Source organism: Aliivibrio sifiae (genome assembly GCF_002954715.1).
Lineage (GTDB): Bacteria > Pseudomonadota > Gammaproteobacteria > Enterobacterales > Vibrionaceae > Aliivibrio > Aliivibrio sifiae.
On record NZ_MSCP01000002.1, the window covers coordinates 101664 to 123878 of the forward strand.

Sequence of the window (22215 nt, forward strand, 5' to 3'; positions counted from 1 at the left end):
TAGTCTACTCAATCATGACTGTGGTGATTGATGTTATTCGAGCTACCTCTAATACTATTCATTCATTTTATAAGGTCTCTTTGACAGATAAGACTCATCGCGATAGCCTGACATCTTACCCATATTTAGGAATGGCAATGAAACCATTTAAAGAGCATATCCAAGATCAACCCAGTTTTGATTGGTTATTTAGAGAGTTTCATTGCAGTGTGAAAGAGAGTGAGTTTACTTGCTCTTGGCACTATCATTCTGAATATGAATTGGTGCTGTACCTTGATCCTGAAGAAGAGTTTCAAGGCAATTATTTTGCTGGAGATTCCATTGGTGAAGTTAATAACAACACGTTATTACTTTATGGGCCAGGCTTGCCACATATGGTGGCAGGGCGAAGTATAAAATCAGAGCGTTTGAACAATCACCATACCGTTATCGTGTGGTTTGCTCATCATTGGGTAGAGCGTTTACAGGTGGTGTTGCCAGAGGCGAGAAACATTAAGCGATTGTTGGATAACTCCGCGTATGGCCTTTCTTTTAGCTCAGATCTTGCGAAAAAAGTATCTAGATTGCTTAATGAAATAAAAGGGTTAGAACGCCATTATCAAGCGATAAAAATTATCGAAGTGTTGATCTGTCTTTCTGACGATATAGCAGCAAAAAAGTTATCAACTACGCCTTATCGTATTAAGCAAGTATCAGAAGATTCAGAAGTAAACCAACGTATAGAGCGAGCTTCTCGTTATATCGAAAATTATTATGGTGATGGGATTAAAATTGCCGACTTGTGTAAGAAATTACACATGAGTGAAAGTTCGGCTTATCGAATGTTTGAGAAGCATTATGGGATGAGTTTTTCTGACCACCTAAAGCAATATCGAATAGGAAAAGCGTGTGAATTGCTAGCGAGTACTAACTTACCAATCACTCTGGTGGCTGAACAAACAGGCTTTAAAAACATTTCTAATTTCAATCGCCAATTTAAAGAGCTAAAAATCATGACGCCGACAGAGTTTCGACGTCGATTTAATTAGTATTACGATGTCTGTTTATCTCATCGATCCATGAGTGATTTTGGAAGAGAAAAATTTGAACTAATAGATTCTGTAATTACCGACTTTAACCAACAATGAGGAGCACTGGTTAGCGTTCTTCTGTGTTCAATTAGGTAAATATTGACCATATATGGCTCAGTATCAAAAGCTTTTATTGCCGTGAAATTTGAATCTAAAATAGAGTCTTTTTCTAATAAGTGCCCGCCAATAATAAGACGATCTGTCCCTTTAATTGACTCGATTAATGTTGATAGTTGTCCTGATTTAAGGGCGACAGCTCTTTTCTTTCCCTGCTTAACTAGTTCTGAATCGAGAGGGTTTAGGTATTCTCCAGTGGAGCGAATGTCTAACGATAAATCTACAAATGAATATTCAAGACAATCATTAATCGTAATGTTTTCTTTTTGCAGTAAAGGATGGTTTGAAGCGCCATAAATGACAGGGTAAGTATAACCAATCTTTTCTGAGCGATATTCATCACTGACAACGATATCTTGAATGTGTATAGAGAAATCAACGTGACCTTCTTTCAACAATAAAATAGGATCAATGGCTGAGGGGTATTCTTCAAGTGTCACTTTAGGTGCTATATCATAAATGGCTTTGGCCAATGGTGCGGTAAGCAATTTACTCATCAGTGGTGGGGTTGATATACGGAAGGCCTTTTCACATAGCTCAGCAGAAAAAGTAGAGCTATTTACCAAGCTATCAATCGAAAAGAGAATTGCATCAAGTTGCACTTCTAATTCCAGAGTTTTAGCGGTCGGCTGCAAGCCATTTGATTCTCGATAAAACAATGGGTCATCAAATAAATCTCTTAGGCGCCCTAAGATGCGACTCATTGCTGGCTGAGAAAGAAATAGCTTTTCTGCAGCTCGCGATACACTTCTCTCTTTAATTAATACACTAAGAGGCACAAGTAAGTTGAGATCAATCCGAGAAAGTTCTTGTTCCAGTGTTTTCATATTACCTCTTAATGGAATTAATCATAAATAAAGATATTACATTGTAGTATATCAGTTGTTTAATTTTATGACTTTTGTAAATGTCACTTTGAGCTCATTAATTAAAAGCTCTGGCGACACGGCCATTACTGCTTAGTAGGTAGCTTTCAATATATGCAGGTACAAAAACAGAGTGTCCTTTAGGCAGTGTCATTACATCGCCAGCTTGGTTGCATAGCTCTAAATCACTGTCTATTGCCATTAATATTTCAGCACCGAGAACCTCAATTGCTGTCTCTTTTGGTGAATGGATAATGCCAAAGTTAAAATCACCAACAGGAATAGGATAGTTATCGCATAGCCCTTCTTTTTGGGGAGATAAAATCAAATTTTCAAAGGCAATTGGAATAAAGTTGGTACATTCTACAAGTTCATTTACGTCAATGTGTTTTGGCGTTAAGCCTGCACGCAGTACATTATCGGAGTTCGCCATTATCTCTAATCCCGTTCCCTTTATGTAAGCATGCGGTGTATTAGCACTTAAATACATGGCCTCACCTGATTGTAAGGTAATCACATTAAGAAGCAGTGGTGAAAACAGCCCAACGTCATAAGGATATTGGTGGTTTAGATCTATGATTAACGCAAAGGCAATTTGATCTTGATGAGCTTGAGCATAGGTTAATAATTGATCTAAAGCGTTGTGTTTTCGCTGCTCACTTAGGGTTAATAAACCGCTGAAAAATGTCTTTAACCCCTGAGGTGTAAGTGCATGACTAAAATCATTCACTAGGTCTGCTAATTCAAGAATATTTAGGGCTACAAAAAATCCCATAATCTCATCGTATTTACGAAACCCATTCATTGCTTGGTAGTCGGTAAGTGCGTAAACCAATTCAGGTTTATGATTCGTGTCTTTATAGTTTCGATGATCGGCGGTAAGCGGGATCTTTGCTTTTTCTTCTTTCTCAAACCCTTTTTCTGCTTGATTCTTACTTGGGTGAACCTGAATCGATAAAGCTTTATCTGCCGCGAGAATTTTAAATAAAAAAGATAAATCTCCAAACTCTTGTGCTATCTCAGAGGACAAATAAGCCGATTTATTGATATTTATTAACTCAGATAAAGGAATTAAGTGTTGATCAAATGTCACCATTGAGCAGCCTTTAGGGTGGGTTCCCATCCATACTTCTGCTTGTGGTTGCAATGATTTATTCTCAAAACCAAATAGATCATGAATAGAAGACGTACTTCCCCATGCATAGTTTTGAATTTTGTTTTCCATTGGGAAGAAAGAATGAAGTGATAAATGGTTTGATGACATGAATTTTTCCGTAGTTAACTCTTCGAATTGATTCGGAAGAAAATGATTTCAGTGGTGTTGGGTTATTTGAAATACTAGGGAGTAGATAGAAAAATGCATGAGATAGGGTCTTAGAATCGTTAAGAAAAATTCTTAGAAATGGCACGAAGATATAAAAAGCGTGAAAAGAGTCACACTGAAAAAAACTCATCTGAAAATGAATCTTGTTCGATGGAGATAGTGTGTTGAACTTTTAATAGTGAAAGAGGATTTTTAACCAGAGATAGGATCGTAAATATGGAAGCAAGTACAAATTTTTCACATATTATCTTGCGGATTAAGTATTTGCACTATGAATGTATATTGCTTATTTAACATTATGTTTTATGTATTGTTTCTGGTTTTTTGTGATGGTTTCATGCGTATTTTCTTCGTAAGAAATTTAATATTATGTTGTTGCGTCAAATTTTTAATTGATATAAGTTCTCATTTGGGATCATTCCCAATAATATAATGGAGAATATATAATGAAAATTAATAGCGTCATTGGCCTTTTTGCTCTTTGCTCTTCTGTTTTTGCTAATGCAAATGGAACGATTGTTTTTCCTGGTCAGAATGTGTCATCAGGAGGTGGTTCAGTGGTTTTTCCTACAGCACAGCACCCTGTGACTCTTGTTGGTGGCTATAACATTGAAGGTGGGGTATTTAAATCTCGAACTTATGATTGTGGGATTAATATTAGTGATTTAAACCTAACAGCAAAATTGGTTTGGGAAGGAGCAACTCCAAAAATAGAGATAGTAGGAGATGATGTATTTATATGTCGCTCATTGGTTAATAGTCCATTTGAATTAGATATTAACTCGTTATTAAATAAGTTACCAAATCATGAAATGTATCGCCTTGAAGTCGCTAATCACGTAAATATTAGACGATAGTTTATAGGGTTCATGTCTTCTTAATACGAGATATTTTATGTTTGGCCAGATAGAAATATCTGGCTTCTTTGTTCAAGGTAAATTATGACTAACAGATGCAAAGTAGAAAAAGGACCACTTAAAATTGCTATTTTTGGTGCGGGTATTTCAGGATTAGCGATAGCACATCAATGTGTTAAACAAGGGTTCGAAGTTGCGATATATGATAAAGAAATGAGTACGGGAGGAAAGTGCAGAGGTACAGTGATTGATGGAAAGGTTCATGAACTTACTCATCGTCAGTTATTTGCTAAAAACCATCATCTTATTAATTTTTTAAAAGAAATCCCCTCGAGTACAGGCAGTTGTTTAGATTCTATATACCCTCAAAATAGAGTGCAATTTCATTGGGGAAAGAAAAACAAAACAATGCAATTTCAGCGTCTTTATTTTAAAGGAATCGATAAGCTATTAGATGACGCAAAATCGGCGTATTCCATGATGTATTCTCAAGTTTCATTGATTGATATCTTGTGGTTTAAGAAGCAAATCCAAAGTGACCATAATCCTAGTGAATTGCTTAAAAAAACGGTCAGTGAATTTTTTGAATATCAAACAAGGCCTAGCTTAGCTGCATTTTTACAGCCAGTTTTATTAGGTTGGATTGGCTGCACAGACGATACACCTGCCTTATCCGTTCTTGATTTATTAAATAATAAAATAGGAGAGTTTCACCCTGATGCCCCGCAAGCTTATAGTCTTGGAATTCGAGAACCGATTGGTGATGCCATCATTACCCCTTTAACGCATTACTTACGAGAAAAAGGGGTTCAGTTTTATTTAGGGCATGAACTCAGAGCTTTACATTCAAATAATAAAAAAACGCGTGTTGATTATGTTGAACTTAAAGATAACGATCCTGTTAAGGCTGATTTTTATGTATTGGCATTACCCGCTCATGTTACTCAATCGTTATTAGGAGAAGTGAGTAAGACGTTGGATTATCGTTATGTATTTAGTCATGGCTTTCAATTTCATTTTTCTTCTATGCCTGAAATATTAAAAGATAAAACGGTAGGACTTGTTCTTGATTCACCATGGGGATTGAGCTATCACATAACAACGCGTGAAGAAGGTAATGTCTGTTTATCGGTGACTGCTACCGATTTGGATAAAGCGATGGGTGTGATGTATTTGAAGCCTGTATTCGAGTGTAATGAAGAAGAAGTTAGGGATGAATTATTAGCGCAATTATTTGATGAGTTGAGTTTACTGGATGACCCAACTTATGAAGGGTTTTATATTGGTTTAGGTGCAAAGATAGTTAATAAAAATGAAGCAGAAACTTACTATTCTGATTGGTTTATCGGTCCTCCTATTCGTAATGAGGATGGGGACCGTCGTTATTGGATTGTGCAGCACGCATTAACGCAACCCACGTCACAAAGTCAATTTCCCCTTGTTGTTGAGCATTATTCTAACGTTTTTTTAAGCGGTGAATATTTATATGACCCGAAACAAAAATGGCGCGTACCTGTGACATTAGAGCGTTGTATCGAAACGGCTAATTTGTGTATGGAGCATTTATCAATAAAGGCTTCATTACTGGCTACGGAGGTTGTGTGAAAACGATTCTTTACTCCCCTTTATCCAACCTCTTGTTTTTGCTTATTTGTCTTATTTATTGCTATGGATTTTATCTTCTCGTTCAAAGCTCTATTTGGATCGCTTTTGTGTTGACGTTAATACTTCCTACTATTTTTTTGCCTTTGATTCAACCTGTTGATAATTCAAATGAGATTAAACGTATCTTATTACTTGAAACGGGGTTTAATCTGTTGTGTTTTTTCGCTGTTAGTCAATGGATTAGCGTTGAGTATATTGATAAAGCGTTAGTGACCTTCTTTATTCTTCAAGCCTCTGGTTTTATGTTGGTTCAATGGAAAAAACGTGCGTATTTATCCTTGTGTCTTTCTGTATTTTTGGCATTAGCTATTGGGTTTTGGATAAGAGGGAGTGGACAAACTTTATTACTAAACGATGGTGAACTTTTGATTTTTGGGAAGAGTGCCCCGTGGCAGTTAATGATCATTTATGGTGCTTGGTTAACTCAATTGTTATTCGTTGAATATCGCCATGTTTTACCCAAAATGACGTTAGTTATCTGCCATATTGCATCGTTCTCTATTGCTGTTAGTGCTGATGATTTTTTTCATGCTCGGATAATTACCGCAAGTCATCTTCTGTTTCTTAGCCTTTGTTTTAACTTTAAACTCAGGGAGTGGGGAGGGAAGGATTTTGTCATTGCTGAATCCTTTAGTGGTTATGTAACAGCGGCACGAGTTCAATGTGGTTTATCGATTGTTCTAGTTTGTGTTGCTGCTATCTCTTTTAGTGGACTTATCATCATGTGATCTAATGAGGTGACCGTTATTTCTTTTATCCCCTAGAGTAGATCTTAAATCAATCTTCATTGTGATGACATTAATAGTGAAAATGAAACACGAGATACTAAAGGGGAGAAGTCGGATATCTAGCTTATAAACGAGGCCTTGTATCCATTGTTTTCTGGGGTGACTGAGCTTGTAAGAAGGGTAAAAGAAGAAGTCCTATTACAGCAGCGCATGTCGAAATAGTGACGAAGAAGCCTGTCCAGCCATAGGTTTCTAAAATGAGAGCCAATGGATAACCAGATAATGCCGCCCCCATATAAGCGAATAGACCAACAAAACCAGTCGCTGCTCCTGCGGAATCTTTGTGCGAGCATTCTGCTGCTGCCATACCAATTAACATTTGAGGTCCAAAGACAAAAAAGCCTATACAGAAAAGCCCAGCGGCTTGAAAAACAAAGTTAGTCAAAGGCATTAACCACAACGCAGACACCGATAAGAAGATCCCAATTGCAAACAAGATATTCATTGGTCCACGGTTGCCTGCAAATAACTTGTCAGAACCCCAACCCGCAACGAGCGATCCAATAAACCCACCAATTTCAAATAGGGATAATGCAGCGTTAGCATTGATTAAACTGTAGTTATGCTCTTCGGTTAAATATAAATTTCCCCAGTCATTGACCGCGGTTCTCACGATATAAACCAACACATAACTAAAAGCGAGTAACCAAATATACTTATTACTAAATACATAGGTTTTTAATATTTCTCGATAACTTAGCCCTTGCCCATGATTTTCTTGGGCTAATTCTAAAGGATCATTTCGCCACTTTCCTACGCTAGGTAATCCCATCGTTGTTGGTTTATCGCGTAAACGCCAACACACAATTAACCCAATAATAATGCCTATGATACCGGGCCAAATAAAGCCCGCTCGCCAGCTATAGTGCAAAGTAAGATAACCAACCAAAATTGGGATAAGCGCACCACCAATATTATGTGCAGTGTTCCATGTTGCCCAACGAAACCCACGCTCTGAGCGTGAATACCAAGTGGTTAGAAGTTTGGAACATGAAGGCCATCCCCAGCCTTGAAACCATGCATTCAGCATCCAAAGAGAGATAAAGGCCATTAAAGAGCTAGAAAAACCAAAAGCGATATTAATTATCCCCGTCGCTATTAAGCCTATACCCATAAAATAGCGTGGGTTTGAGCGATCAGAAATTGTGCCGGAGATAAACTTTGAAAGACCATAAGTGATATAGAAAAGGGTGCCAATTAAACCTATATCCCCTTTATCTAAACCTAGATCGGTGATCATTGCAGGCGCGGCATAGTTAAAGGTTTTACGGGTAAAGTAAAATCCGGCATACCCAACGTACATCCCTAGCATGATATGCAAACGCCAGTAACGATAGCTTTGGTTAACCTTTTCTTCACTTAATAGTGCGGTGTTTGAGGTGGTTGAGCGTAAAAATCCAAACATATCTATACTCACACTTTAGGTAACGCAATGCTGATTTTAGTACCAGAAAGCGGGGTGTTTGAGTTAATTAACATCTTTCCTCCAAGAGCTTGAACACGTTCTTGCATACCGCGAACGCCCATTCCTTTCATTAAATCTTGCACTTTAAAACCAATGCCGTTATCAGAAATTAAAAGCGTCACTTGGTTATCAAGCATAAGCGTAATATGGATCTCACTGGCCTCTGCATATTTATAAGCGTTGTTTAATGACTCTTGGCATAAACGAAAAATGGTGACTTTGAGCGTATCACTTAAACACATGTAATCACCTTGCCAATTTAAGTTTATATCAACGCCATGATCAGAAAATTCCATTTCTCGGATAAGTTGTTCTACAGACTCTTTGAGATCGAGATCATCCAACATCTTTGGTCTTAGTTTCGTTAATAATCGTTTAGTGGTGTCATATACATTTAAGGAAAGTGTTTCTATCGTATCAGCACAACGAACACTCATCTCGGCGGCATCAATACGTTTTATGATGTTTGCCTGAGTTCGTATTGCGGTAATATTCTGACCAATTTCATCATGTAATTCACGAGCAATATCACGACGTACTGATTCTTCAGCGGTAATTAATTGGCGAGAGAGGTTTTGATTGCGTGAAAGCTCACTGCGTAGTTTATGGTTTAAATCTTTTTGTTTCTGCACCGCTAAACCAAGCAATATGCCTGTAATGGTTTGTGCAGAAAGAGATAATAGTAAGTCGGTAATTTCTAATTTAGATACGCCACTATGGGCTGCGATTAATGCGACGCTATTAAAGAGTGTGGCTAATAATGCACCTTGCCAACCGTAACGAACAGCAAGCAATATAATAGGGATCGCCATACAAAAAGGAGCAAAGCGTCTTAACTCTTCAGGCAAGCTCGTCTGTATAACAATACTGGCAATAAATAACAGGCTATACAGCGCAATATGCCGAATTTTAAATTCAACAACGGTATTTATTAAGTAAGAACTTAGTGGCGCCCATTTGTTTTGGAAGAGGTAATTCCAGACTAAATAACACATAGGGACTAACATAAGACCACCAGTGATACTGACTAACCACACCATATAAATCGAAGAGACATGGAAACCAACGGCAGAAAGATTAATAAAAGCCATGATAATGATAACGCTTGTCATGACTAATAGATGGCGATTTTGATCACCGTAGTAATAGCGTTTGGCCAATAAGGTTACAGGGATACTTAATGCACTGGCAATGAGGACGGTTAACCACTGAGGCTCATTAAGTAAAAGAGCGAGAGCAATTGTCAGGCCCCACTCTGCAATGTAAATGGCAGGCCAGTATCTTGTTCGTGTGTGCAGTGTCATCCCTAATCGTAAAGAAAAAGGAAACAACAAAATAGCCAGTTCAGGATCGTTAATGAAATAGTAGGCAATGACCCACAAGCAAAACCATGAACAACCAGCCATAAAGATGCCACAAACAGAAGTGGCTAAATAAGTTCGCATTAGTAAGCGTCTTGAGAGAACAGTTTGGCTAACTCAACGTTGTTTTTAACGCTCAGTTTATCCATTGCATTCGCACGGTGCACATGGACGGTTTTATGGCTTAGTCCCAATTCTGTTGCGATAGACCTAACATCTAATCCATTAGCAAGTAATTGACATACTTCGTTTTCTCGACGAGTTAACTGGCTGAGTGATGTGTTTCTTTTGACTGGTGTTGCGAGTTTTATTGCAATGTCAGGAGTAAGATAACATCCCCCGTTTGCTCCTGTTCGAACGGCTTGGATTAGCTCATCAGGGCTGCAACGTTTACTTAAATAGCCTTTTGCTCCCAGTTCTAAAGACTTTTCAACCATAGCGGGAGAGTCATGCACACTAAGCATAATACTGGCGATGCCAGAGGGAATATCTTCGAGCAGGCTTAAACCACTTTCATCCTGCATTGAAATATCTAAGATAACGACATCTGGATGACAACTCGGAAGTCCACGGCGAGCCTCTGCTGCAGAGCTGAATTCACCAACCACAGAGATATCAGATTCTAGACTGAGTAATTGGGCGAAACCAGAACGGACAATGACGTGGTCATCAACAAGTGCAACATTAATCATGATATTAACCAGAGTATAGAGTGAGAAACGGAATAAACTCCAGCGATAGGAGTGATAAGAGAATCAATATTAAGACGGAATAATGATACTTAATTGATAGGATGATTTGTATGATCTCGCGCGCTTTACGTGAGTTAAGCGCGCGAAAATTGATTACGCTTGTTGTGCAGCTAAGTGCAGTTTTTTAGCGTGACGGATCTTTTTCTCTTCAGCGATAGCGACAAAAAGAAGTAAGAAAATACAAATTGCAGCGGAGGTATCTAATGCGGCGAATGTGCCTTTCCAACCTGTTAGACCAAAGATAGGGGTACCATCGGCAATCATACCAAGGCCTAGTTTTGCAAAGCTGTCACCAATTAAGTAAGCGAAGGTGCCTTTAACACCATCAGCAACACTGATCGCTTTTTTAGGAACAAAACCAACAGCAGCAACACCAATCAATAATTGAGGACCAAACACTAAGAAACCAAGAATAAAGAGTGAACCAAGGTACATGAATTCGCTCGTCGCATTTTGATAGAACTCAAGAGATACAATGATCAAACCAAGAGAGACGCAAGCCACTAAAGCACGACGGCCATTAGCGAGGTCGGATAAATAGCCCCACATTAGCGTACCAACAAGTGCTCCAACCTCAAACAAAGTGAAGCCTGTGATAGCCGTTTCTTTTGATAGGCCAAGCTCTTGGTATGCGTACACGGTTGACCATTGATCGATACCGATACGAACAATGTATAAGAAAATGTTAGCGAAGCAGAGTAGCCAGATCACTTTATTTTTAAGTACGTACTCAACAAAGATCTCTTTTTTGGTCATTTGACTTTCTTCAGCAGCGGTATCTTCTTCACTGATTTCTTCATCAAAAAGTTCTTCTACCGTACCTAGGCCGTAAGCTTCTGGAGAGTCATTACCAAAACGCATTCCAATAAAACCAACGATGATCGCGATAATAGAAGGGAAAACGAACATACCAATAACGTTGCCGTTAAAAAAGTAGTTAGCACCAAATAGAGCGACACCAGCAGCACCAGCACCACCGACATTATGAGACATGTTCCATAGACCTAAATATGAACCGCGTTTATTACGTGGTGTCCATTTAGTGATGGTGGAATAACTTGATGGCCCACCTGTACTCTGGAAGAAACCGCTCAAAGCGTAAAAGGCAACCATCATGAATAAACTGGCACTGCCGCCGCCCATGCTGAAACTGAATCCTAGCATCGCTAAACCAGAAAGAATAAGCATGAAAGGTAAGAATTGTTTGGTGTTTTTACCATCGGCATAATAGGAAACAACCGTTTTACCAATGCCGTAAGTAATTGAAAATCCAAGGCCAATCAAGCCAAGTTCTGTCATCGATAATCCGTAAGTTGAAATCATGTCGTTTTGTGCGACATTGAAGTTCTTACGAATTAAATACATGGTTAGATAACCAATAAACACGACTAAGTAAGATTGTAGGAAAGGTTTAAACCACATCTTTCTTCTGACTTCTACCGGAAGATCTAGTGTCGGTTTTCTAACCTGCTCTAGGAACTTTAACATTGTGAACTCTCTTATAATGTATGAGGGTATGCATAAGAAGTTAATCCTTATGCGCTCTTTATATATTGGATTGGGTGAAATAGTAGAGAGTGGAGAGAAGGGCTGCATGAGAGAGGGTCTTAGAATGACTAGGAAAAATTCTTAGAAATGAACGGAGCGTATAGAAAGCGTGAAAAGAGTCACATTGTTGGGCTTTAAAAGAGAGTGAAGCGATTGCTGTGACTTTGCTGGCTAGTTATTAGATGGGAAAGATTACATTTTTAGCGTGAACAGCATCAAATTCAATAATTCAAAGAACAGCTATCGTTTTTTACGAAGGCATTTTAAAATATTGAATTTGATGATGTGATTCAGGAGCAATAGAGATAAATAATCATACAGATTGATGCTATAAAAGTGATACTTTCGATGAGCCATTCTTTGTCATCCCAGCCGAGCATTCTAATTTCTGATGGGGTGAAGGTGATTTCTAAGTCTTCAAAATCTTCATTTAAATCGCACATAACACGTCCTCTCAAATAGTCAGTAAAGAGAGGTTATTTGTTTTATTTGTTTAATTAAATTTAATAATTTAAAACTAGAGTTTAGTTTTGATTAACTTAGTGGTGATGTTATGGATAAGTTTTAGCCCTAAAAAGGATGAAAAAGAGACTCTTTCATCCTTTAAAGTGTAGGCTATTTATTTGCTAGGTATCTTAGTTAAAACCCAAATTTACCGTTAGTGTTTTTCCATTCTTTTTCTTCAGAAATTGCTTCAACCGTGTCCCAATGTTCTACGATCTTACCGTTATCTAGGCGAAATAAGTCATAAAAAGCCACGTGCTTGTTCATGAATATCCCTTCACTGATAGAAAGTACGAAATTACCTTCTCCGAATACTTTATGATTAGTTGTATATGACATTGGCATATTTGCTTTTGTCAATTCACCTAACGCGATGCCTAAACCACTCAATCCATCTGCAATATTAGGGTTATGCTGTAAGTAAGCATCGTCTTCGTTATCAATAAATTGATTAATTTTCGCCATGTCGCCATTCATTAAAATGGTGTTTACGAAATCAGCCACAATCGCTTTGTTTTCTTCTGTTTTATCTAAATCCGTTATGGTAGTTGTGCCATCTAATTGCGTGCGACCACTTGAGTTTTTAGGGGCAATTTCTTGTAAGTTGTCCCAATGCTCGACGATTTTCCCCTCTTCAAAGCGGAACACATCAAAGCCCACTTTGGGTCCAAAGAAATTGTATTCAGTTTGAGTTATTACGTAATCTCCATCTTGCAGAGCACGAATCACATTGGCTTTGGCGCTCCCTTTTGGTAATTGCTGTAATACTTCCCCAAAGCCTGCTAAGCCATCTCCAACTGCAAGGTTATGCTGAATGTATTTGTTTGAATTAATGTAATTAATAGCCTCTGGATTACCCGTTTCAATACTTGAAATTACCGCTACCGCTTTGTCTTTATTGGTTGGTTGCTTTGGTGTCTCTGTGTTTGCAGCTGCGGTTAGGCTTAGAATGCTTGTTGCTAATACAGTGTGTTTGATTTTAGTTGTCATGTTTTTCATTTTGTTGTCCTCTGTTGGCTTGAGAACAATAATAGAGACATTCCAACGAGCTGTGCAGAGTGGATATGGGCTTAAAAATGGTGAATATCGAACCCGATAAACTTACAACTTAGGTGTGGTGTATTTCTTTTGAAATTGATTAGGGGTAAGGGAAGTCTGCTTTTTAAAGTACTTTACAAAATTGCTGGCGTCCTCAAAGCCAAAATCATAGGCGATTTGTTGAGAAGGGGCGTTAGTTACTATTAAACGTCGTTTCATTTCAATCAGAGTAAAGGCATCTATCATCTGTTTTGCGGTTAACCCAGTGGCGACTTTGCACACTTGGTTTAACGTTTTATACGTGGTGTTAATTTGGTTTGCGTACCAATTGGCATCACGGATGTGCCCAAAGTGTTTTTGCATTAGGGTAAAGAAGCGAGCGAGTTTGAGGCTTTGTTCTGTCGATAATTTATCGTGACGCATTTCAGGGCGTAAGCGGTGCAGCAACAGCGCCAATGCAGAGAATAAATACATAATAAGCAAGGGGTCTGAATTGTCTAATTTGATCTCGGTGGTTATCTCATTAATCAACGTTTGGCTGCGCTTATTGTTTACTGCGTCTAGACAAAGCAATGGAGTGTGTTGTTGGTTAAGGTGCGTTGGGGTGTAATTTGGCAAACGCATATTGGTATGGACGTTATCAAGAAAGGCTTGGGTAAATAGCAACACTTTGCCTTTTGGTTTTGATGACAAATCAAACGCATGAACTTGCTCACGCTGCACAAATATCATCGAACCGGCACGGAAAGGGTATTCTTGAAAATCCACCATGTGAGTACCTTCACCTTCCTCAATATAAAGGAACATGAAAAAAGACACGCGGTGCGGAGCTTCCGGATCATGAGACAGGGAGGTTCTTTCATACAAAGAAGACAGTTCGATGATCTCTAATTCAGCATTATTGCTTTTGTCGTGATTAAAACCAACATTAGGGATATTCATAACTGTCCTTTTTTATTAGTGACGTTTTGCAACCAAGGTAAATTTATAATCTCTTGGTGAGATAAAGTTACGGCTGTATTCAAAGACGATGTCACCCTTTAAATAGCCTCGACTGCGTTTTTCAATAATAGGCACGCCTTCTTCTGTATTCAGATAATCGGCAATGTCTTTGGTTGGCAGAATTGGCACTAGTTCTTGCTCGCTGCGATCAATTGTTAACCCTTTGGTATTCTCAATAAAATCGTATTTAGACTGTTGCATGACTTGATAAGACAGATCCGGGAAGAGAGCAACTGGTAACCACGTTTCTTCGACAGCAATCGGGTTGTTATCAATATAACGCACACGTTTTACGTAAAACATGTGTTCGTTCTCTGCAATATCTAAATGCTCTGCCATTACGAGTGATGCTTTTTGAATCTCAAACGCCAATACATCGCTGTGAGTTGCTACATCTAAATGTGCCCACTTCTCTTGAAAGTTCGATTGTTGGTAAATATCGTAATTTACTTTGTTCTCTTTTACGTAAGTACCACTGCCTTGCACACTTTCGAGTTCATCATTTTCTATTAATAGTTTTAATGCTTGACGGATAGTCACTCGGCTAACAGAAAATAGTTCTCGTAATTGCGCTTCACTTGGAAGTGCTTCACCGACTTTATATTCACCTTGGCTTATCTTCTCTCGGATAGCATCAGCAATTTGACGATACATTGGGAGTCTTGCCATTAAAACCTCGTAATTTTACTGTAAAAATTGTCTACACTAACTTGTATCATACGAATAAAAGGTAATAAGACAAGAATTAATGCCATTTGTATTTGATTTATAGGTAATACCTTTTTAATACAAATTGTGATGGTTGTGATAATTGTCACAGATAAGTTGTATTAAAAAGGTATTATTGTTTCCGTTACAAAATACAAACACTCATTCGTGACATGGGACAAAGGTTATGAAACTGACTACTCTTACAAATAAGTCGCTCATTAATCTGCAAACTACATTTAATAGCAGAGAAGAAGCGATTTATGCACTTGCTGACCAATTAGAGCAACAAGGCAAGTTACATAATAAAGATGAATATTTAGAGGCTGTATTTGCTCGTGAAGTAGAAGGACCAACCGCGTTAGGTGAAGGGTTAGCAGTACCTCATGGAAAAACTGATGCGGTAAAAGAAGCCGCATTTGCCGTCGCAACCTTAACGCGAGATCTAAAGTGGAAAGGCGTTGATGAAGATGAGGACGAAGACGTAAACCTTATTTTCTTAATTGCGATTCCTAATGCAGAAGCGGGTTCTACTCACATGCATTTACTGACGGAATTAACGACAACCTTAGTGGATGATGACGTTCGTGAAGCCGTATTAAATGCGACCACAGCAGAAGAGATTTTTGCTCTGTTTGATGGGCATAAAGAAAAAGAAATTGAATCATACAACTTAGATACAAATGCACCGACAATTGTATGCGTAACCGCGTGCCCAGCAGGTATTGCACACACGTATATGGCTGCGGAATACCTTGAAAAAGCAGGGAAGAAGCTTGGTTATAACGTCCATGTTGAAAAACAAGGCGCAAATGGTATTGAAGATCGTATTACTGCCGAGCAATTGAATAAAGCCGTCGCGTGTGTTTTTGCAGCGGAAGTTGCGATTAAAGACGTTGAGCGATTCAAGGGTATTCCACGAGTTGAAATACCAGTTGCAGAGCCTATTCGTCATGCCGAACGCATTCTTAATGACGCGATAGAAGAAAGTAAAAAAGGGCGTTCTGCCGATTTTGTGGAAGCAACAGACGACAAGCCTAAAAAATTACCACTGAAAACAGAATTAAAACAAGCCTTATTAAGTGGTATTTCGTTTGCCGTACCATTGATCATCGCTGGCGGTACAGTGCTTGCGGTTGCCGTTCTTATTGCTCAAATTTTTGACTTACAAGAGCTGTACGCGACGGATGGTTCATGGTTATGGATGTACCGTAAATTAGGTGGTGGCTTGCTTGGCACGCTAATGGTTCCAGTGTTGGCAGCGTATACGGCTTATTCTCTTGCAGATAAACCGGCGTTAGGTCCGGGTTTTGCTGCGGGTCTTGCGGCTAACTTGATTGGTGCGGGTTTCCTTGGTGGTGTTGTTGGTGGCTTATTAGCTGGCTATGTGATGCGTTGGGTGAAAGAAAATATTCGCCTAGCCCCTGCATTCAACGGTTTCCTTACGTTTTATCTTTATCCTGTGATCGGTACTTTGGTCGTTGGTAGTTTAATGTTATTCGTTATTGGTAAGCCTGTTGCGTTTTTAAACCAAGGTTTAACGGATTGGCTAAATGGTTTGTCAGGTACTAATGCCATCTTACTTGGTGCAGTGTTAGGGTGTTTCGTTTCATTCGATTTAGGTGGTCCTGTTAATAAAGCCGCTTATGCCTTCTGTTTAGGTGCAATGGCGAATGGTGTTTATGGCCCTTACGCCATCTTCGGTTCAGTAAAAATGGTGTCAGCCTTTACGGTAACGGCGTCAACCATGATAGCGCCTCGTTTGTTCAAAGATTTTGAAATTGAAACGGGTAAATCAACATGGCTACTTGGCCTTGCGGGTATTACTGAAGGTGCGATTCCAATGGCGATTGAAGATCCTATTCGTGTTATCGGTTCATTCCTTGTGGGTTCTATTGTAACTGGTGCAATGGTTGGTGCCGCAGGTGTTGGTTTATCTACACCGGGTGCAGGCATCTTCTCGCTCTTCCTATTACAAGATGGTGGCTTAGGCTCATTCACAGCGGCAGCAGTTTGGCTCGGCGCAGCTCTAATTGGTACGGTGATTTCAACATCAATTCTTATTATGTGGAGAGGCCACGCAGTAAAGAAGGGAAAGCTTGAATTGCAAAAGTCTGAAAAAGTAACAGCAGCAACTCAGAACTAACGATAAAACGATTGGAGTATCGGGTTTCCCCCTAAAGTTTCTCGATACTCCTCTCATCTAAACTTCCGACGTTATCGATACATCACGGGGTTTTAAATGAGAGAGGCTCCACACTCGATTTATTTAAACGACATTAATTTCATTATTGCGGCTGTAAAGCGGCGAGAAAATCAGGTAAAAAATTATGACTACTACATCACGCGTTCATATTACTCCACACATGCACTGGGATCGTGAATGGTATTTCACAACAGAAGAGTCTCGCATTCTTCTTCTTAATAACATGGAAGAAATCATGACCCGTCTGGAAACGGATCCAGACTACAAATATTACGTATTAGATGGTCAAACCGCGTTATTAGAAGATTACTTTGCGATTAAACCAGAACACAAAGAACGAGTGAAAGCGCTGGTTCAAGCCGATAAACTGATTGTTGGCCCTTGGTATTCTCAAACGGATACGATGCAAGTATCAGGCGAATCGATTGTTCGTAATATGATGTATGGTCTACGAGATTGTTTAGAATTAGGCAACCCAATGAAGATTGGTTACCTGCCTGATTCATTTTCAATGAGCTCTCAACTGCCAATGATTTATAACGGTTTTGGCATCAATCGCACCATGTTTTGGCGTGGTTGTTCCGAGCGTCATGGCACGAATAAAACCGAATTTTTATGGCAGTCAAACGATGGCAGTGAAGTAACGGCACAAGTATTGCCATTGGGCTACGCGATTGGTAAGTACTTACCTGAAGATGAAGAAGCACTACGCAGCCGACTAGATACTTATTTTAAAGTATTAGAAACGGCATCAGTAACCAAAGATATTTTATTGCCAAATGGTCACGACCAAATGCCAATTCAAAACAATATTTTTGAAGTGATGGACACATTGCGTTCGGCTTACCCTGATCGTGAATTTATGATGAGCCGCTTTGAAGATGTGTTTGAAAAAATCGAAGGCATGCGTGATCAACTTGATACCATTAAAGGCGAGTTTAATGATGGCAAGTACATGCGTGTTCACCGCAGTATTTCATCAACACGTATGGACATTAAACTTATTCATGCTGAAGTCGAGAATAAGATCGTCAATATTCTTGAGCCATTAGCGTCTATTGCATGGACATTAGGGTTTGAATATCACCACGGTTTGATCGAGAAAATGTGGAAAGAAAGCATGAAAAACCATGCGCATGACTCGATTGGCTGTTGTTGTTCAGACAAGGTTCACGCTGAGATTTTAAACCGCTACATTCTTGCTGATGACATGGCGACTAACCTGATTAATTTCTACAAACGTAAAATTGTTGATCACATGCCTGCTCGTGAAGGTTGTGACAAATTGGCGTTCTTCAACTTATCGCCTTACGTTCGTGAAGAAGTGATTAACACAACAATTACTATTCGTGCTCAAGAGTTTTCTATTTTTGATGATGAAGGCAATCAAGTTGAGTACTTCATTCAAGACCAACGCGAGATTGACCCTGGTAAAATTGACCGTCAAATTGTGCATTACGGTAACTACGACCCATTTATTGAATACGACATTCAAATTAATCAAATGGTACCAGCAATGGGCTTTACGACCCTTCATATTCAGGCAAATGAAGAAGGGCGTGTAAAAGTTGCAGCGCAAAAAGATTACCTTATGGAAAATGAGTTCTATCGCATTGATGTGAACAGCAACGGCACATTAAATATTTTCGATAAAGAAACAAAAGAGACGTTTGAGCAAGTATTGCGTTTAGAGGATGGCTCTGATGATGGTGATGAATACGATTATTCACCTTCTCGTGAAGAATGGTTGATTCACTCTGATGAGTTTACCGCAGAAAAAAGCATTAAACATGAAGGTTATCAGTCAGTTGCTTCAATCAAGTTACGTATGCAAGTGCCTACTAACTTAGAAGCGCGTGAATCACGTTCAAACCAAGATGCATTCGTGGATATGGATTGCCAAGTGGTATTGAAGCAAGGTTCTCGTCGTATTGAAGTACGTATGGAGATGGATAACCAAGCGGATGATCACCGAGTTCGAGTGTTAATTCCAACGAAATTTGTTACCGACACCGTTGTTGCAGATAATCAATTTGGGGTTATTACTCGCCCAACGAATGATCCTGCGATGGAAGTATGGGAAGAAGAAAAGTGGAAAGAAGCACCAATCCCTATTTATCAGCTAATGAATTTTGCAGCGCTTGAAAATGGCACCTCAGGCATGGCCGTAATGACAAATGGTCTGCGTGAGTTTGAAGTGATTGCTTCACATAGTGAGCAGCGTGACACGTTAGCATTGACGTTATTTAGAGGGGTTGGCGTGTTAGGTAAAGAGAATTTACTTACTCGTCCAGGTCGTCCATCGGGTATTAAGATCCCAACACCAGATTCTCAAACACGTGGAAAAATAGTGTGTGAATTTGCATTGTTTGGTTTTGCTGGCAATCACATTGATGCAAATGTAATGGCCGAAGCGCGTGATAACGTGACACCAATTCAGTGTTATAACAAGATCCCATACAACGCAATGAAGCTTAATGTTGGTGAACAAAATCTGCCATTAACGTTCAGCTTATTAGAGAAAGAGAAAAAAGGCACGGTATTAAGTGTACTGAAAAAAGCAGAAGATTCTGATGCATTAATTTTGAGAGTCTACAACCCTGCGGAAGTGGGTGAAGTAGAAGACGGCGTGAGCTTTACTCAAAATGTAATGATGTGGTCTGAAGTTCAAATGGATGAGAAAGCATTAGCAACAGAAACTCAAGTTGAGCGTTTTGGAGTGGTAGCCCCCTGCCAAGCAAAATCCTTTAAGGTGACTTTCTAGTTCTTATTCATAATGTATTTGCCTTCTCTCTTTTTATTGTTTTGCAGAGAAGGCCAATAGATTTCTAACACTTGTGACTGGTTTTTAGGTAGTACGATGCAAGCAAATTTATTTAAGTTAGACAATGTGATTCAAAATTATGCATGGGGTAGTCAGACATCTATTCAACAATTGTTTGGCATAGAAAATAAAGCAGGTGAACCTCAAGCAGAAATTTGGATGGGAGCACATCCAAAAGGTTGTTCAAAAGTGGAAGCAACAGGTGAGTTGCTGTCAGATCTAATAAAAAAATACCCGATTGAAACATTAGGTCGTTATACGCATCAACGTTTTGGTGATTTACCTTATTTATTTAAAGTATTAGCCGCAGATAAGCCATTATCGGTGCAAGTTCATCCAAAGTTGAGCGATGCAAAGTTAGGTTTTGAGAAAGAAAACCAACAAGGTATTGAGCTGGGTGCATTTAACCGTAATTACAAAGATGCGAATCATAAACCAGAGTTGGTATACGCACTGACGTTTTATAGAGCAATGAATGGTTTTCGTCCTATTGCTGAAATGGTCTCTATTTTTGAACAAGCCAATGTCTCGATATTATCTGAGGCAGTCGCTCAATTAAAAGGCTCGCCAACAAGCAGTGGCTTACAAGCTTTCTTTACTACGGTAATGAGTTTGACAGGTAAAGACAAAACCGAAGCATTAGCGCAGCTGATTGAAGGCTCTGATATTAAAGCCAAAACCAAAGTAGCGCGCGAGGCGTTCGGTATGGTTGTGGAATTTAGTGAAGAATTTTCTGACGATATAGGGCTGTTTTCGCCATTAATGTTGAATGTGATTGAACTAGAGCCGGGTGAAGCGATGTTTTTACATGCAGCAACGCCCCATGCTTATGTCCAAGGCACAGGTTTAGAGATCATGGCGAACTCTGACAATGTATTAAGAGCTGGGTTAACGCCGAAACACATGGACATTGAAGAGCTGATTTCTCATACCGAGTTCCACTCTATTTCATTTGATGACATTCGTTTACTCCCGATAAAAAAAGATTGTAAACAGAGTTACCCGATCCCTGTTGATGATTTTGGTTTTGAAATTATCGAAGTGGTTGAAGAGAGTGCTGAACAATATGTTCGTGGTGCTGAAATTCTCTTTTGTATTGAAGGGGAAGTGATTATTGAAAGTGACGATTCGGTGATTACACTACACGCGGGACAATCGGTCTTTGTGTGTAATAACGCAGATGTTTATAGCTGTAAAGGGAAAGGCACACTAGCTCGAGCTTATAATTAGTTACCTACTACGTATTTAACTTACTAATTTTAATGTAAAAAGCCTCTAATTATAGAGGTTTTTTTATGCGTATTTTTATTCCTGCTCTAACGGGCACTGAACATCAACCAATAATTCACTAAGGTGAGTTGGACAAAGCATCTCTTCTTTTGTAATCGCAAACTTTGAAGCCATGATTTGGTTAAATAAATTCCAGTGCTGTAATAACAGTTTTTCATGGTTATCTGCAAATTGTGGCCAGGTTTCAGACATCATTGGCGTTAAGCTTGATGCGCCATGAGAAAAAATCAACATTTGCCATTTGGTTTCCCAAATATCGAGTTTCCCATCTGGATTGGCTTGGTTGTATTCTTCAAAGAGATCTTTAAATATGGCTTCAAATTCACACTTGGTTTTTAAGAAATACTCAAGTAATGCATTGTCATCTTGGCGGATCGCATCAGCAATCATTTTGATCGGCTGTGGATTCATCAGCGTAAATGCAGACAGTTTAGTGATGAACAGGTAAATGCGATAACTGGGAGATTTATCTTCTGGAAGTGAGGCAATAATCGCGTGAAGATAGCTTTGCATGTGAGCATCGCAAGCATCACTTATTTCTTTCCAAATCATATCCTTACTACCAAAGTGATGACGAATAAGACTATGGGAAACGCCCGCTTTCTCACTGATATTACGCAGTGATACACGCTCGTAACCTAGCTCGCCAAACATCGTTGCCGCAACCATTAAGATTTGACATTTTGTTTGTTCAGCAGCTTCGGTACTTCTTTTTCCCTGCTTTTTCTCTGTCATTATTCGCCCTTAGTTTTTTGCTATGAATTACCAATATATACGCATTAATTGTTGCTAATGGAACTGGTTTCTGAACAGCCTAGTACGTATTTATG

Annotated in this window: 17 protein-coding genes; 7 read left to right on the forward strand and 10 right to left on the reverse strand. The window is 39.1% G+C overall.

Annotated features, from left to right (window positions below):
• The first annotated feature begins 137 nt into the window (after positions 1 to 137).
• The gene (locus tag BTO23_RS11830) at positions 138 to 1028 is read left to right on the forward strand and encodes an AraC family transcriptional regulator (RefSeq protein ID WP_061012316.1); all 891 of its coding nucleotides are present in this window, start codon (positions 138 to 140) and stop codon (positions 1026 to 1028) included.
• 20 nt (positions 1029 to 1048) lie between these two features.
• Here BTO23_RS11830 and BTO23_RS11835 read toward each other — a convergent pair whose 3' ends face one another.
• Together BTO23_RS11835 and manA (BTO23_RS11840) are read right to left on the reverse strand one after the other, a co-directional pair.
• On the reverse strand, positions 1049 to 2014 hold the full coding sequence (locus BTO23_RS11835; RefSeq protein ID WP_060991937.1) for a LysR family transcriptional regulator: 966 nt from the start codon (positions 2012 to 2014) through the stop codon (positions 1049 to 1051).
• 97 nt (positions 2015 to 2111) lie between these two features.
• A complete protein-coding gene (manA, locus tag BTO23_RS11840; RefSeq protein ID WP_105063611.1) occupies positions 2112 to 3317 on the reverse strand; it encodes a mannose-6-phosphate isomerase, class I in 1206 nt (401 codons plus the stop codon).
• Between the two features lie 512 nt (positions 3318 to 3829).
• On the opposite strand from manA (BTO23_RS11840), the gene BTO23_RS11845 reads away from it, so the two are divergent.
• The 3 genes from BTO23_RS11845 to BTO23_RS11855 all read left to right on the forward strand — a co-directional run bounded on the left by BTO23_RS11845 (position 3830) and on the right by BTO23_RS11855 (position 6627).
• Entirely contained in the window at positions 3830 to 4234 is a 405-nt protein-coding gene (locus BTO23_RS11845; protein ID WP_425427825.1) for a hypothetical protein, read from the forward strand.
• An 84-nt stretch (positions 4235 to 4318) separates the two neighbouring features.
• Complete coding sequence (locus BTO23_RS11850) at positions 4319 to 5839, forward strand: NAD(P)-binding protein (protein ID WP_105063612.1); 1521 nt, start codon at positions 4319 to 4321, stop codon at positions 5837 to 5839.
• Positions 5836 to 6627, forward strand: coding sequence for a hypothetical protein (locus BTO23_RS11855; RefSeq protein WP_105063613.1), 792 nt, complete (start codon positions 5836 to 5838; stop codon positions 6625 to 6627). Before BTO23_RS11850 ends, BTO23_RS11855 begins: the two co-directional genes overlap by 4 nt.
• 124 nt (positions 6628 to 6751) lie before the next feature.
• Here the strand turns inward: BTO23_RS11855 and uhpC are convergent, their stop codons facing one another.
• From uhpC to BTO23_RS11890, 7 genes are all read right to left on the reverse strand, one after another.
• Positions 6752 to 8092: an MFS transporter gene (gene uhpC, locus BTO23_RS11860; protein ID WP_105063614.1), complete on the reverse strand. Its 1341-nt coding sequence runs from the start codon at positions 8090 to 8092 to the stop codon at positions 6752 to 6754.
• 8 nt (positions 8093 to 8100) lie between these two features.
• Positions 8101 to 9597 carry a signal transduction histidine-protein kinase/phosphatase UhpB gene (gene uhpB, locus BTO23_RS11865; RefSeq protein ID WP_060991943.1) on the reverse strand — a complete coding sequence of 499 codons (1497 nt, stop codon included), beginning with the start codon at positions 9595 to 9597 and terminating at the stop codon, positions 8101 to 8103.
• Entirely contained in the window at positions 9597 to 10205 is a 609-nt protein-coding gene (gene uhpA / locus BTO23_RS11870; protein WP_105063615.1) for a response regulator transcription factor UhpA, read from the reverse strand. Before uhpA ends, uhpB begins: the two co-directional genes overlap by 1 nt.
• Positions 10206 to 10358: 153 nt before the next feature.
• Positions 10359 to 11753 carry a hexose-6-phosphate:phosphate antiporter gene (gene uhpT, locus BTO23_RS11875; protein WP_060991944.1) on the reverse strand — a complete coding sequence of 465 codons (1395 nt, stop codon included), beginning with the start codon at positions 11751 to 11753 and terminating at the stop codon, positions 10359 to 10361.
• Between the two features lie 699 nt (positions 11754 to 12452).
• A complete protein-coding gene (locus BTO23_RS11880; protein ID WP_172794730.1) occupies positions 12453 to 13307 on the reverse strand; it encodes a nuclear transport factor 2 family protein in 855 nt (284 codons plus the stop codon).
• Positions 13308 to 13418: 111 nt separating this feature from the next.
• A complete protein-coding gene (locus BTO23_RS11885; protein WP_061029924.1) occupies positions 13419 to 14297 on the reverse strand; it encodes an AraC family transcriptional regulator in 879 nt (292 codons plus the stop codon).
• A gap of 15 nt (positions 14298 to 14312) precedes the next feature.
• On the reverse strand, positions 14313 to 15026 hold the full coding sequence (locus BTO23_RS11890; protein ID WP_105063616.1) for a GntR family transcriptional regulator: 714 nt from the start codon (positions 15024 to 15026) through the stop codon (positions 14313 to 14315).
• A gap of 226 nt (positions 15027 to 15252) precedes the next feature.
• Between BTO23_RS11890 and mngA the strand changes: the two genes are divergently transcribed.
• The 3 genes from mngA (at position 15253) to manA (BTO23_RS11905) (ending at position 21325) form a co-directional block, all read left to right on the forward strand.
• Positions 15253 to 17211 (forward strand): PTS 2-O-a-mannosyl-D-glycerate transporter subunit IIABC, encoded by a 1959-nt coding sequence (gene mngA, locus BTO23_RS11895; protein ID WP_105063617.1) that lies wholly within the window; start codon positions 15253 to 15255, stop codon positions 17209 to 17211.
• Positions 17212 to 17395: 184 nt separating this feature from the next.
• Positions 17396 to 20035 carry a mannosylglycerate hydrolase gene (gene mngB / locus BTO23_RS11900; RefSeq protein WP_105063618.1) on the forward strand — a complete coding sequence of 880 codons (2640 nt, stop codon included), beginning with the start codon at positions 17396 to 17398 and terminating at the stop codon, positions 20033 to 20035.
• A gap of 96 nt (positions 20036 to 20131) precedes the next feature.
• On the forward strand, positions 20132 to 21325 hold the full coding sequence (gene manA / locus BTO23_RS11905; RefSeq protein ID WP_105063619.1) for a mannose-6-phosphate isomerase, class I: 1194 nt from the start codon (positions 20132 to 20134) through the stop codon (positions 21323 to 21325).
• A gap of 75 nt (positions 21326 to 21400) precedes the next feature.
• On the opposite strand, the gene BTO23_RS11910 is transcribed toward manA (BTO23_RS11905), so the two are convergent.
• A complete protein-coding gene (locus BTO23_RS11910; protein ID WP_105063620.1) occupies positions 21401 to 22120 on the reverse strand; it encodes a TetR/AcrR family transcriptional regulator in 720 nt (239 codons plus the stop codon).
• Positions 22121 to 22215 lie beyond the last annotated feature (95 nt).

Bases quoted from the DNA above. Each gene is read 5' to 3' on its own strand.
- uhpB (WP_060991943.1), bottom strand. From the start codon at position 9,597: ATGCGAACTTATTTAGCCACTTCTGTTTGTGGCATCTTTATGGCTGGT.
- BTO23_RS11910 (WP_105063620.1), bottom strand. From the start codon at position 22,120: ATGACAGAGAAAAAGCAGGGAAAAAGAAGTACCGAAGCTGCTGAACAA.
- BTO23_RS11835 (WP_060991937.1), bottom strand. From the start codon at position 2,014: ATGAAAACACTGGAACAAGAACTTTCTCGGATTGATCTCAACTTACTT.
- BTO23_RS11890 (WP_105063616.1), bottom strand. From the start codon at position 15,026: ATGGCAAGACTCCCAATGTATCGTCAAATTGCTGATGCTATCCGAGAG.
- uhpT (WP_060991944.1), bottom strand. From the start codon at position 11,753: ATGTTAAAGTTCCTAGAGCAGGTTAGAAAACCGACACTAGATCTTCCG.
- uhpA (WP_105063615.1), bottom strand. From the start codon at position 10,205: ATGATTAATGTTGCACTTGTTGATGACCACGTCATTGTCCGTTCTGGT.
- mngA (WP_105063617.1), top strand. From the start codon at position 15,253: ATGAAACTGACTACTCTTACAAATAAGTCGCTCATTAATCTGCAAACT.
- mngB (WP_105063618.1), top strand. From the start codon at position 17,396: ATGACTACTACATCACGCGTTCATATTACTCCACACATGCACTGGGAT.
- BTO23_RS11830 (WP_061012316.1), top strand. From the start codon at position 138: ATGAAACCATTTAAAGAGCATATCCAAGATCAACCCAGTTTTGATTGG.
- BTO23_RS11850 (WP_105063612.1), top strand. From the start codon at position 4,319: ATGACTAACAGATGCAAAGTAGAAAAAGGACCACTTAAAATTGCTATT.
- manA (WP_105063619.1), top strand. From the start codon at position 20,132: ATGCAAGCAAATTTATTTAAGTTAGACAATGTGATTCAAAATTATGCA.
- BTO23_RS11880 (WP_172794730.1), bottom strand. From the start codon at position 13,307: ATGACAACTAAAATCAAACACACTGTATTAGCAACAAGCATTCTAAGC.
- manA (WP_105063611.1), bottom strand. From the start codon at position 3,317: ATGTCATCAAACCATTTATCACTTCATTCTTTCTTCCCAATGGAAAAC.
- BTO23_RS11885 (WP_061029924.1), bottom strand. From the start codon at position 14,297: ATGAATATCCCTAATGTTGGTTTTAATCACGACAAAAGCAATAATGCT.
- uhpC (WP_105063614.1), bottom strand. From the start codon at position 8,092: ATGTTTGGATTTTTACGCTCAACCACCTCAAACACCGCACTATTAAGT.